Origin of the sequence: Bacillus sp. ISL-35, assembly GCF_018613355.1 — a bacterium.
GTDB lineage: Bacteria > Bacillota > Bacilli > Bacillales > Cytobacillaceae > Mesobacillus.
Window position 1 is genome coordinate 262,570 of sequence record NZ_JAGGQK010000004.1, and the last position, 13,212, is coordinate 275,781.

Here is a 13,212-nt window from a genome sequence, read left to right on the forward strand (position 1 = left end):
TACCTTCTTTTTCCCTATGGAATAAGAAGGTTATTTTTTTAGTGGTTTGAACTTTTTTTATAAGGGTAAGAGTACCGATGACTGGTTTAGTTTACAAATTTAGTGGGTATTTTGTTTTAATTTGCAGAAAATTGTCGAAGAATATTTGCTTTTTTATATTATCTAACAAATAATCTACATAAAAGCTTTTTAGGAGGATTTATTTTGTCTAAAAGATATGAGGAGCTTGATTCTTTAAGAGGGCTGGCGTCAAGTTCGGTAGTCATTCATCATACACTATTGACGTCTTCGGTGTTTTTAGCTGCGCATTATCACGAGGAAATAAGTAATCCACTTTTAAAGTTATTTGCTTATTCTCCTTTACATTTATTTTGGGCCGGGCATGAGGCTGTAATCTTGTTTTTTGTTTTAAGTGGTTTTGTCCTATCAATTCCTTTTACAAACAGGAAACCTCATTACGGAAATTACGTTATAAAAAGGGTGACTAGAATCTATTTGCCTTATATATTTTCTATTGCGTTGTCATATACACTGTACATACTGATCCAGCCTGGTACTCACGAAACTTTGAGCAGTTGGTTTAACCATATGTGGTCACGTGATTTAACCCTGAAAGACATTCTTTCTTTTATATTGATGTATGGAGAAGGTTCACATAACATCAATACAGTTATATGGAGTTTAGTCCATGAAATGAGAATTTCACTCTTTTTTCCTTTAATAATGCTTCTTGTTAATAAGTACAGTTGGAAAACATCATTAATAGCGGGTGTTTCGTTGTTTTCATCCTTATGGCTTTATTTGAAGATAGGCTTTCCAAAGCAAGTAGACAGTATTGAATCGCTCAATTATGTTGCACACTCGTTCTCAATGACTTTCTATTATAGTTCCTTCTTTTTGATAGGAGCATTAGTAGCCAAAAATAAAGACCGATTATCCTCTGTTTTTAATAACTTTAGCAAAACGTTTAAATTGTCTTTAATAATAATCGGCACTTTTCTATATACAATAGAATGGTGGATGCCTAAGGTAGGGTATTACAGATATAATGGGAATCTATATGAAAGGTTATTTTCTACAGCAATTGTTGATTATGCGGTTGGATTAAGTGTAATCATATTGTTTGTATATACCCTGAATTCTTTTAGGCTCAAGAGAATACTCCATGCAAAGCCTTTATTAATTTTAGGTAAGGTATCTTATAGTCTGTATTTGATTCATCCAATCGTGTTGTTAAGTTCTATCAATCTATTGAAGGATATCTTGCCATATACAGCAATATTCATGCTCGTCCCTGTTATTTCAATAATAATGGCTATGATTATGTATAAATTCATTGAAGAACCGTCCATGAAACTAGGTAAATGGTTAGTTGGGTATCGGGAAAATAGAAAGTACACGATAAGAAAACTAATTTACAAAATGAGGGAAGGAATTTCCTGGTAATCACGTACTTTTAATGATAAATTAATAGGATATTATTAAAAGGCTGCCGAGAATATCTCGACAGCCTTGGGTACTCCGTTTTTTATAAACCTTCTGACTCCATTTGAGAGATAATAGAAAGTTTAAGATCCTTCAGCTTTCCTTCGACCTTAGGATACGTTTTATACTTTGAAGGATTATTCTGCTTCAAATTTTTGCTTTCCGCTTCCAGTGCATCAAGTTTGCGGAGATTCTCAGTTGCAGCCAAAGTGTCACCATTATCAAGTTGCGTCTGTATTAAATTCACCAGCTTATAACGGTCCATTTCTAAAACAGTATTCGCCAATGTATTTTTTGCAGGCATTATATATTTTTTTAGAGCAAGCGATTTTACATGCGCTCCATACATTTTTTTAATCGCATTTTCATTCACTTTGGTTGTTTTAGAAAGTTCGGTATGCTTTTTAAATGTCACTTCATCAAAATGACCTTCCGCGAAAATCTTTTCGAACTCCTGATTTGCTTTCAATGCTTTTTCTCCTGCATTTACTCCCTCGATAAAGAATTTTGCTTCACTTCTGTAAGTGTTAATATTCTTAAAGTAAAGAGCTAATCTAGCCTTATGCTTTGAAGGCAGTTTAGCTGATTGCCTTTCAATTTCACTAGTCTCCTTATTTACAGAGTCAAAAATTCCCTTAAATGATTTATCAATTCTTAAATCCTTTTCATGTTTGATGTTAGTAGAATAATAGGTTCTTAAACTTTTTGCTTTAGACTGCAGTTTACTTAATTGAACAGCCAGTTTGTCTGCTTCCTTTTTCATTCTTTGGTCATATAATTTATAGCTTTCCTGGGCTGTATAAAGTCCGACCCCTTGGTTCTCTCTCCATGCACCGTTGAACTCAGCGAGGGGCGGGCTGGTTTCATAATAATATTTTGAAATTTCAGGTGTAAATGCAGGCCTTTTCTTCGCTTCGATGAACCAATCAGTAAAACCGCCCCCTAAAGGATTTTTACCAGGGTAAATCAGGCGATATCCTGTCATTCTTCCAATCGCTTTTGCGTATGTAAGATCCCGGGAGTAGGTTGCTTTTCCTTGTTTGTAATTCCAGAAAAGCATCTTTCCGCTGCTATGATAGGACAAAGCCATCTCAGGATTTATGGCAGAAACAAAACCAAGAACTGCTTTTGTTTCTGCCGCGCTTTCAGGTGTTTTCCCTTTATAATTTTTGAATGAGGGAGAAGAAGGACTTTTAATCGCTTTCCAACCGGTATTATATTGACGGTTTAAGTCTACTCCTTTTCCGTTTGCTTTCCATCGCTTAAAATTTTTGCTGCCGCCATTCATTTTGACCAAAGAGCTATGCACTTTTTTAGGAAATGCCTTTAAACCCTGCTGCTGGAGCGTAACTCCATCAGGATTAACCATAGGGATAAACCAAATGGTCGTTGAGTTTAGAATGTTCCTTGCATTATATCCTTTTATCTTTTGATTATTTTTATATGTCTTCGCATATTGCTCAATCATATACATATTTAAATTCGTTGTTAGCCACTCTCTTGCATGATGAGAGCCGTTTACAAACAATGTTGCTGATCCTTTTCCAATTGAAACGGCGTATAACTTTCGGCCATATTCTGAATTTCCAATGACTTTAACCTGAATTATATCGGGATAAGCCTTCTTTAGTTTGTTAATATCAGAAACCATTTGATTATAAGAATAAACTTTATTAGGGTTTACAATGCTAGTTCCAGCCTCAGCCTTAATATTAAAAGAAAAGCTTGCTGTGATGATTACTATCAATAAAATGATCATTCTTAATTTCTGCAATTCTAGATCCCTCCGAAGAATATGCAATACTATTTACCTACAAAGAGTAATAGAATTGCTAAAAAAAATCTTGTGTTTGAGAAAATTTTACCATAGATTTAGAGTAGGAGGTTGGTAGATTTGACAAATAAATACAAGGTTTTTATTTTTACATTATTGATTGCTTTTTTTGGCCATATAGCAAGTGCAGAAGAAATAGACCAAATCGTTGTAGAAGAAGTTGGATCTAACTATGTAAAAGGAACGTATAGTGGGGAAGGTACCATTCATGTTTATCAAGGAGAAATGCTGTTAGGAAAAGGAGAAGCAGGACTAAATAAATACAATATAATGTTTATCAAACCTCTACAAGATGGTACACAACTTACCTTAAGGATAGATGGTACAGAGCTTTCTAAAGTGGTGGACTACCGTCCGGCTGTCCTCAAGAATGTAGATGATAAGGCAAAGCTGATATCAGGAATAACCGTTCCTGGCGCAACAGTTACTGCCAAGGTGAACAGCCAGGCTATTCCTCTAAAGGGCCTTAACGAATCAAATGGGAATTTTGAGTTCGAGTACTCTTCACATCTAAAATATGGAGCCGTTGTCGAAGTAACTTCAATGATTGACAATATAAAAAGTGTTGTGTCAACAACAGTAATGGCTGGACCTGCGCCAGCAAAACCCAAAGTAAATTCATTATCAAATAAAAATATCTACATATCTGGGAATGCAGAACCCGGGGCCAAGGTGAACATCTTAATCGGGAAGGCAACCTATATGGTTACTGCTTCAGGAAATGGATCTTTCAGGTTAAATCTTCCCCATAAAAAAGCGTTGCCAGCAGGTACAGTCGTTAAGTTATTTGTAACGGCGGATCGTAAAAACAGTAAAAGTGGAACAGTAACTCTCAAGGTATTGGACAAAATACCACCGGCTGCACCAAAGGTAAACAAACTGACTAACAAATCCTTTTCTGTTTCTGGCAGTGCAGAAGCTAATTCGACCTTGTATGTTTTGAGGAACAGCAAAAAATTTAAAACTGTTAAAGTGAATTCGAAAGGAAAATTCTCCATAAAAATCCCTTTGCTAGCTGCTAACTCGAAATTAGAGTTTTATTCAAAAGATCCTGCCGGGAATACGGGAACAAAAACAAAATTAGTTGTAACCAACCAAAAGAGACCATCGAAGAAGGTGATTTCTGCCCCTTTAATTAGGCAGATGCCGGAGCTTCCAAGAGGGTGTGAGGTTACCAGCCTTGCCATGATGTTGAACCACGCTGGTGTAAAGTCGAATAAGATGACATTGGCCAGGCAAGTAAAGAAGGACCCTACTGTATATAAATACTCGAAAGGCAAAAAATACTTTGGGAATCCGAATTATGGTTTTGTAGGAAACATGTATACCTTCAGTAAACCAGGATTTGGCGTGTTCAACAAGCCAATTGCCGAATTGGCCAATACTTATATGCCAGGAAGAATTGTAAACCTATCTGGACAATCATTTGATTCAGTACTGAATTATCTCGCTGCTGGACGCCCTGTATGGGTCATAAACACAAGCTGGTTTAGCTATGTCCCAAGCAAGTACTGGCAAACATGGTATACACCACAAGGCCCTGTTAGAATTACGATGAAAGAGCATTCCGTACTTGTAACAGGTTATGACAGCAAGTATGTTTACTTTAATGATCCCCTTGACGGCCAAAAGAACAAAAAGCGGCTTAAAAAGTATTTTATTGAGGGGTGGACACAGTATGGCAAGCAGGCAATAAGCTATTATTAATAACAAGCAACTATAAGATTAAGATTCAAGGTAATTATTTAAATTCAGCTTAATTATAGCTACTCAAAACCAGGGATTCCCTGGTTTTTCTTTTAAATTTAAAAGGCTGCCAGGAGAGTATCTCCCAACAGCCTTAATGAATCATTTTATTATCTTAGTTCTGCAATAACGAATGTTGAACTTACCCACCCAGTTCTTCCATCGGGCAATTTAACGTTATACCAAGTTTTCGTTCCATCCATTTTGATATTCCCGTTTGCATCTAACACTATATGCACATAGTCATTTAATCTGTAACTTCCAATAGGCGAAAGGGCAATAGAAGGAGTTGGACGGACATTTAAAGAGGCAGCAGTCACTCTTCCAAGATTCTTTACTGACATAAACTCCTTATATCGATCAAACTTAATATCGTTTGTCCAGTATTCCTTTCCTCCCAAACTAACTTTTACCCAGTAATCATTATGTTTCTCGACTACATCAAAAACGGTATCCTTTTTAAGAGTCAAAGCAAGAGTAGTGCTTCCTTTTTGACTCACCAGTTTGATATCCTTCCTTGCTATTGCTTCTATATCTTGTGGGAAAAGATCCTTACCCTCAGATCTTGAAGGAAGTGGGAACATGGCAGTGCTTTTTACAGTATTTTGATAATCCGCTTGATTATAAGGGAAGATTTTCTGCATATGTGCGGCAATTTTTTGCCCCCATTTCGGATCGCTAGCATAATAAAAATTCATTCCTGTGCTGTTTGCGTCAATTCTAGTATTTGAAAGTACGGTCTTAGTGCTAAATCCTAAATTAGCCCCTTTATATTTCCAATGGTTAGGATTAAGATAAGTAGCCTTCATTTCCTGTGCGATATAATCGATATTTTGTTCGATAGAACTGAAACGTACCGCTGCGATAAATGGAGAAGAATCATAGGCGCCAAAACCAAATAAATTTAATTTTCCCAACGAAATGTTGGATGCTCCATATCCGCTTTCATGGATGGCATGTGCTGCCAGGTAAAGTGAATTGATGCCGTATTTATTGCCTGCATTGATAAAAGCTTGTCCCTTTCCTGTAAGGACGCTTTGCCTGCCTTTTAAGTAGCCAGCAATATACTGATCTATTTGAGACGCAGTAACCTTTGATGACATTCTCAAGTCTATGAATTGATACCCAGTCCGGTGGAAAGGGTCACCGGTGACGACATCCTTGACAAAATCTCCGTGGACATAGCCTGACTTTCCATTAAAGGTGAGCTTATACCATCCATTTGACACTTTATGAGTTGGGAACACAAATGTCGCGTTAGGAATTACTCCAATGACGCTAGAATTAGTGCCAGCCTCATTTCTAAGGTTAAGAGCCGATGTAGTTACATAGGTTTTTCCTGAAATCGCTGTTTCCGTCAATACCTGTTCAGTGTCTTCTTCAGAGGTGGACCCAGTATCGAGTTTTTCCTCTTCAGGGATTTCAACTTCCACAGGAGGCACATATTGAGTAAGGTAACTAGCTTGAACAAAGCCCTTCTTCCCCATATAGGTAATTTCGAACCAATCGCCGATTCTTACTGTGGAAGTTATAATCGTGTTCTCTGGAATTCGTCCTATATTGCTATAGCCTGTACCGTAGGAAGAATAGACAATCGCTTCTTTAGTAGTTACATACTCTTTAGTTTCATAGTCTTGTCTTGCCATCGATTTAACATTTTTTGCTGGAATATAGACTGTTTGCCTCTGATGCTTCACTTTGTATAAAGTTTGTCCAAGGCTATTCACAACTTTCTCTGTTGATTCAAAGCCATGATTACTCCTGGCAGTTTGAATGGGCTTCTTCTTTGTATCAGCAGTTTTGTAAAGCTCGCTGGTCCTAATTGTAAAATAATAAGTCTTTTTGGTCGTAGTGTACAGGTGATGTTCCTTTAAGTAAGAACCGCTCACCCAGCCTGTTAAAGTGATTTTTTTTCTGTTTGAAGTATATTGGTAGGAAACCTTATACCAACTTCCTTTTCGTTCAGCAGACGAGACAATCGAATTCTTTGAAATCGTTTTAATCACCTTATATTTTGTTCCCGCACCTGAACGGATATTCAGATTAGCAGTTGTCTTATAAGAGGTAGCAGGTGTTTTAACGGTCGTTGATAAGGTACTTTTTAAGGCCGAACTAGACTTGGAAGAGGAAGTGGTGGCTTTTAGGAAAGATCCTGTCACCCAACCGGTCTTGGTTGTATTTTTTCCTTTTATAGTATAGCTATAGGTAACTTTATACCAATTGCCATTTCGCTGTGTTGCAGTCACCTTTTTCCCTTTTGGGATCGTGTACAAAACTTTATACTTTGTACTCGCTCCAGAACGGAGATTGAGATTTGAAGTTGTTTGATAGCTTGAGTTGTTTAATTTGACTACTGACGCAGCTTCAGCCTGGAGAATGTTGAAAGGCAAGGCGGGTACTGAAGCACTTCCTACTAAAATTCCTGTCGACAAAACCAATGCTTTTCCAAAATTTTTCATGTGTCCACTCCCTAAATGATCATATACGGTTTGCCGTAATTTTCTATTTGCTATACTTATCGGCAGATAGAAAAAGATTTAGAGAGTGATAGATAAGGAACATTTTGGTATTTTGCTAGAAATAAAAAACTGGTCCATAGCAAATGCTTTTGACCAGTTTACGGATTAGTTTTTGGAAATTAAATAATCAATGATATATTCAGCCCAGAGCTGATGGCCTTTTTCGTTTGGTTCACCGTTTGTAAGGTAATCATTTATTTCTGTCGTTGCAGGATCAGGCCATGCTGTCCAATGGTCAAGATATGGAATATCATTTTGTCCGGCAAACTCTTTAAGGGCCTCTACCTGAACGGGGTAATATTTTGCGTTATAAATCGGATTCGGTGGCTGTAGGATAACGACGGTATCCTGGTTTATTTCTTTAATAGTTTCCATTATAGTTTCAATATTGAGGTGTGAATTCTCTGCTCCCACTCCAAAGGTGTTATCATTTAATGTGAAAGGCTCAAAAATGACTAAATCTGCATTTGCTTCGGCAATTTCGTCCTGATCCTCTTCCTGAACAACTTGAAGAGAAGTTTTTTCGTATTTTAATATTTCAATTGAAACGTTGTTTTCACCGTAAGTTTTGATTAACTCTTCTTTTGTTTGATAGGCCCATCCCTCTGGGTCCTCACCAATTGCACTAGAACCCGTCAACAGAATTCGATAAGGGCGGCCTTCTTCCTGGGCCTGTTTGAAAGTTTCAACTGCTTCCGTTGGCCAATTCTTAGTATATGATATGACTTCAGGTTCATTCTTTTCTTTCTCTAGGTTATTTACCTCGCGCTTTTTGGTGGGTTCTTTTTGAACAGTATTCGCCTTCGGCTCAGAAGCGGAAATCGTTGTTTTATTATCCCAATGAATATTCCCCCACAAGAGAACCCCTCCGCATAGGATCGCTAATAAAGTGGTTAAAAAAGCTTTCATATAAACCTCCAACTATTGAATTCGCCTTGATAAATCTTTAATGAACATTGTAAATAATTCCAAATGAAAAAAATGTCTTCACGCAACTGTAATATCCTGTTAAATTTAATGAAGAGAAATGAAAAATTACATTATCATTAAAATTATGACAAGAAATTCAAAAAAATACAACAAATTATGATATAATACTTCATGTTTTAATACATAGTGATGGAGGAGCAAATGGAAGAGACTATTAGTTTAAAAGAATTGATGCAAACATTAAGGAAAAGAGTGAACCTTATTTTAGTCATTACTCTGATTTCCGTATTAATCAGCGGAATCATCAGTTTCTTTTTCCTTACACCTATATACCAGGCGTCCACTCAGTTGCTGGTTAACCAGACAAAAAGTGATCAATCTAGTTATAACGTCGGCGAGGTTCAGACAAACCTCCAGTTGATCAATACGTACAATGTCATCATCAAGAATGCAGCCATACTTGAACTAGTTAGCAAAGAACTTGATTTAGATATGTCGGCAGAAGAATTAAAAGGGAAAATCACCGTTCAAAGTGAACAAAACTCACAAGTTATCAATATTATTGTTCAAGACCCTGATGCCAAAAGGGCTGCTGACATTGCCAACAAAACAGCGGAAATATTCAAGGAAGAAAATATAAAAATATTCAAAATCGATAATGTAAATATCCTTGCTAAAGCAAAAGTTGGTGAGAAGCAGTCACCAGTCAAACCAAAGCCATTATTGAATATTGCAATTGCTCTAGTGGTAGGGTTAATGGCCGGAGTCGGTTTAGCGTTCTTGCTTGAGTACCTAGATAACACCATCAAGACAGAACAGGATATCGAAAAAATACTGGGAATGCCTGTATTAGGGGTAATTGCGACCATTGAAGATGTTAGAGACCGAGGCAGCCGACAGGAAAGCAATACAAGAAAGAGGGGCGAGTAGTATGGCTCTAAATAAAAAAAGCATAAAGAAAACACTTATGGATAACAAGAGAAAGCTGATTACGAAACTTGATCCGAAATCGCCGATATCAGAGCAGTACAGGACAATCCGGACGAATATCCACTTTTCTTCTATTGATAAAGAAATCCATACACTGATGGTAACATCAACTGGTCCCGGGGAAGGAAAGTCGACGACAGCAGCCAATCTTGCGGTTACATTTGCCCAACAAGGAAAACAAACGCTGATCATCGATGCAGATATGAGGAAGCCGACAGTTCATTATACCTTCAATCAGACGAACACCACAGGCCTCACAAGTGTGTTGACGAATCAGATGCCTTTGATAGATGCGGTCAAGCTCACTGATGTAGCGAACTTGATGGTGCTTCCTAGTGGTCCGATCCCTCCGAACCCATCTGAATTATTGTCATCACGTGCAATGCAACAATTCATCGAGGAGGCTGTAAAGAATTTTTCAGTCGTTATTTTTGACACTCCGCCTGTTCTGGCGGTGACAGATGCCCAGATTCTTGCTAATCAATGTGATGGCACAATCCTGGTAGTGAGCAGTGGGAAAACCGAGAATGAACAAGCAATCAAAGCGAAGGAACTACTTACAGCAGCCCAGGGGAAGCTCTTAGGTGTAGTCTTGAACAATAAGAAAATGGACGGAAAAGAACAATATTATTACTACGGGGCGAATTGACAAGATTCGACAAATTTATCCCCTTGTAGGTATGTTAATAGAGTGCTAACATTATAAAAGTCTTAGAAAATTTACAATTAAAAGGAAGGGGTTTAGCGATGATTGACATACATTGTCACATATTGCCGGGGATTGACGACGGTGCCAGGGGTCTTGATGATACACTTGATATGGCACGTGAAGCGGTGAATGAGGGTATCCATACTATCATCGCAACGCCTCACCACAAAAATAATAAATATGATAATCCTCAAGGAATCATCCTTCAAAAAGTAGAGCAAGTAAACAAGGCGCTTTCAAATGAAGGGATTGATTTGAAAATCCTACCGGGACAGGAAGTAAGGATCTACGGTGAAGTGATTGGAGACCTCGACAAAGAGGAGATTTTAACCCTGAATCATACTCAATACCTTTTTGTTGAATTCCCTTCAAACCATGTGCCGAGATATGCCGAGACCTTGTTGTTCGACCTTCAGCTTAAAGGAATTATACCGATTATTGTTCATCCAGAAAGAAATCAGGAGATCATCGAACGTCCTGAGGTCCTATATAACCTTGTGAAAAAGGGAGCATTGAGCCAGGTTACTGCTTCAAGTGTCAGTGGCCACTTCGGCAAGAAAATCAGAAACTTTTCCTTTCAACTGATAGAAGCGAACCTTACCCATTTCATTGCTTCCGATGCCCACAATGTTAGCAGCAGAGGGTTTAAGATGGCTGAAACAATGGATGTTATTGAATCAAAATACGGAATAGACCTAGTCTACTTCTTTCAAGATAATGCGGAACTACTACTTCAAGGAAACCATGTTTATCAGGAGACACCCGAACTCATCAAAAAGAAAAAGTTCCTCGGAATTTTTTAACCGACTTCCAGATTTAACATATTAATTGTCAGAAGAATTGACCGGCGATGCCTCCTGCCCGTTACCAATGGAGGCACTCGACCATGCTGTGGGATACAAACCTGTACTCCTTAGACACTTCGGTTGTCAATAGTGTGGTGTGAGGGTGGGTTAAATGCCCAAAAAACATTGTTAAGATTTTGTGATTTTCTCCAGTCATTTTTAGACTTGGAGATTTTAGTAATATGTCAAAGAATCAAATCTTTAAAATAAGCCTTAATAAATATCTAATGAAAGTACATGTCAAAATACATGGGTTTCCATTAGATATTTATTTTTGTCAGTGTGTCTTTAATAAAGGAAAGTGTTAAAAATTAAAAGGGGGAATACGATGAGTTACCATAAACGTTTGCTATTTTTAGCCGGTCTTGATTCGTTGATTGTCTTGTCTGCAATCTACCTAAGTTACATACCACTTCATCCGTCACTTGAAACCTTCAGTTACGAAGATCTTTTTATAAGTACGATAGTCTTAGTCAGCAGCTATCATTTATTCGCATCACTTTTACAGCTTTATAACAAGGCATGGGAGTATGCGAGTATAGGAGAGTTGGTAGGTATTTTTAGGGCAGTATCACTTGCAGTCCTGTCGGTAACATTATTCCAATTGGCATTCGGTTTGCCGGTTTATGGTAGAGTGCTCTTTAGTGCGTGGTCAATTCTCGTTTTAATGATTGGAGGCTCACGCTTCATCTGGAGAATCTATCGTGACAGATATATCAAGCCAGCTCATGATATGAAACGAGTATTGATAGTTGGTGCCGGACAGGCTGGGTCATTACTGGCGAGGCAAATAAAGAATAACCCGGAACTAGGAATGGTAACTGCTGCTTTTATCGATGACGACCTGCGTAAATACAAACTTTATATTCTTGGTATTCCTGTAGCTGGAACATCGAAGGATATTACAGCTACGGTTGAAAAATATCAAATTGATAAAATCGTCATTGCGATTCCTTCTTTAAATAGGGAGGAACTGAATCGTATATTTGAAGAATGCGCGAAAACAAATGTTAAAACGCAGATCATGCCTAAGATTGAAGACGTAATGCTTGGAAAGGTAGCAGTCAGTCAGTTCCGTGATGTAGAGGTCGAAGATTTGCTAGGACGTGAGCCAATAAAGTTGGATATTGACAGTATTTCTGAATATGTTTCAGGCAAAACAGTGCTTGTTACAGGCGCAGGGGGTTCGATAGGTTCTGAAATCTGCCGCCAGATTTGCAGTTTCAGCCCTGGGAAATTAGTGCTTGTTGGTCATGGTGAAAACAGTATTTATACAATTGATATGGAGCTGCGAAACCAATATGGACAAGCAATTGAGATAATCCCAGTTATTGGGGATGTCCAGGATCGTGACCGGATGTTCGAAATTATGGAAGAATATCAACCGAATGTTGTTTACCATGCTGCTGCGCATAAGCATGTGCCATTAATGGAGTACAATCCTAGAGAAGCAGTAAAGAATAATGTATTCGGAACGAAAAACGTCGCTGAAGCAGCAGACACATTTAATGTTGAAACGTTTGTACTAGTATCGACAGACAAAGCGGTAAATCCTACGAACGTAATGGGATCAACCAAGCGAATTGCTGAGATGATTATTCAGCAATTGGCTCAGCACAGTAAAACGAAATTTGTTGCTGTCCGTTTTGGTAATGTTCTTGGCAGCCGTGGAAGTGTTATCCCACTATTTAAAAAACAAATTCAGGCTGGCGGACCGGTTACGGTTACTCATCCTGATATGACAAGATACTTTATGACAATTCCAGAAGCTTCAAGACTCGTCATCCAGGCGGGATCACTTGCTCGTGGAGGTGAAATCTTTGTGCTTGACATGGGTGAGCCTGTGAAAATCACAGACCTTGCTAAAAATCTGATCAGATTGTCTGGATATACAATAGAAGAAATCGGCATCAAGTACTCAGGATTGCGACCAGGTGAGAAGATGTTTGAGGAGTTGTTGAATGAGAAGGAGATTCATCCAGAGCCAATCTTTCCGAAGATTTTTATTGGGAAAGCTGTATTGGATCAGGAAGAAGAAATTATTTACCTTTTGGAGCAATTTGAGAATTTTACATCTCCTCAACTGAAAGAGTATGTTATTAATCTGGCTAATCGGAAAAAGAATAAGATTTTTTTGGTAGCGAAGTAATGAGG

At 38.0% G+C, this 13,212-nt stretch carries 9 protein-coding genes; 6 read left to right on the plus strand and 3 right to left on the minus strand.

Annotation, left to right across the window (positions count from 1 at the left end; translation table 11 throughout):
- Window positions 1-204 precede the first annotated feature (204 nt).
- Complete coding sequence (locus J7E38_RS07295; protein ID WP_214706186.1) at window positions 205-1,446, plus strand: acyltransferase family protein; 1,242 nt, start codon at window positions 205-207, stop codon at window positions 1,444-1,446.
- Window positions 1,447-1,528: 82 nt separating this feature from the next.
- Here J7E38_RS07295 and J7E38_RS07300 read toward each other — a convergent pair whose 3' ends face one another.
- Complete coding sequence (locus J7E38_RS07300) at window positions 1,529-3,259, minus strand: M14 family zinc carboxypeptidase (RefSeq protein ID WP_214706188.1); 1,731 nt, start codon at window positions 3,257-3,259, stop codon at window positions 1,529-1,531.
- Between the two features lie 111 nt (window positions 3,260-3,370).
- Between J7E38_RS07300 and J7E38_RS07305 the strand changes: the two genes are divergently transcribed.
- The gene (locus J7E38_RS07305; RefSeq protein WP_214706190.1) at window positions 3,371-5,026 is read left to right on the plus strand and encodes a C39 family peptidase; all 1,656 of its coding nucleotides are present in this window, start codon (window positions 3,371-3,373) and stop codon (window positions 5,024-5,026) included.
- A 149-nt stretch (window positions 5,027-5,175) separates the two neighbouring features.
- On the opposite strand, the gene J7E38_RS07310 is transcribed toward J7E38_RS07305, so the two are convergent.
- Complete coding sequence (locus tag J7E38_RS07310; protein ID WP_214706192.1) at window positions 5,176-7,524, minus strand: SH3 domain-containing protein; 2,349 nt, start codon at window positions 7,522-7,524, stop codon at window positions 5,176-5,178.
- A 165-nt stretch (window positions 7,525-7,689) separates the two neighbouring features.
- On the minus strand, window positions 7,690-8,493 hold the full coding sequence (locus J7E38_RS07315) for an SGNH/GDSL hydrolase family protein (RefSeq protein WP_214706194.1): 804 nt from the start codon (window positions 8,491-8,493) through the stop codon (window positions 7,690-7,692).
- 222 nt (window positions 8,494-8,715) lie between these two features.
- Here J7E38_RS07315 and J7E38_RS07320 point away from each other — a divergent pair, with 222 nt between their 5' ends.
- From J7E38_RS07320 to J7E38_RS07335, 4 genes are all read left to right on the plus strand, one after another.
- Window positions 8,716-9,444, plus strand: a complete 729-nt coding sequence (locus J7E38_RS07320) for a YveK family protein (protein WP_214706196.1) — start codon at window positions 8,716-8,718, stop codon at window positions 9,442-9,444.
- 1 nt (window position 9,445) lies between these two features.
- Window positions 9,446-10,153, plus strand: coding sequence for a CpsD/CapB family tyrosine-protein kinase (locus J7E38_RS07325; protein ID WP_215038286.1), 708 nt, complete (start codon window positions 9,446-9,448; stop codon window positions 10,151-10,153).
- A 98-nt stretch (window positions 10,154-10,251) separates the two neighbouring features.
- Window positions 10,252-11,016 (plus strand): tyrosine-protein phosphatase, encoded by a 765-nt coding sequence (locus J7E38_RS07330; protein ID WP_214706198.1) that lies wholly within the window; start codon window positions 10,252-10,254, stop codon window positions 11,014-11,016.
- Window positions 11,017-11,386: 370 nt separating this feature from the next.
- Entirely contained in the window at window positions 11,387-13,207 is a 1,821-nt protein-coding gene (locus tag J7E38_RS07335) for a polysaccharide biosynthesis protein (protein ID WP_214706200.1), read from the plus strand.
- The last annotated feature ends 5 nt before the right edge of the window (window positions 13,208-13,212 follow it).

Coding starts and splice junctions, on each gene's coding strand:
- J7E38_RS07330 (WP_214706198.1), top strand. CDS start 10,252: ATGATTGACATACATTGTCACATATTGCCGGGGATTGACGACGGTGCC.
- J7E38_RS07325 (WP_215038286.1), top strand. CDS start 9,446: ATGGCTCTAAATAAAAAAAGCATAAAGAAAACACTTATGGATAACAAG.
- J7E38_RS07335 (WP_214706200.1), top strand. CDS start 11,387: ATGAGTTACCATAAACGTTTGCTATTTTTAGCCGGTCTTGATTCGTTG.
- J7E38_RS07320 (WP_214706196.1), top strand. CDS start 8,716: ATGGAAGAGACTATTAGTTTAAAAGAATTGATGCAAACATTAAGGAAA.
- J7E38_RS07315 (WP_214706194.1), bottom strand. CDS start 8,493: ATGAAAGCTTTTTTAACCACTTTATTAGCGATCCTATGCGGAGGGGTT.
- J7E38_RS07310 (WP_214706192.1), bottom strand. CDS start 7,524: ATGAAAAATTTTGGAAAAGCATTGGTTTTGTCGACAGGAATTTTAGTA.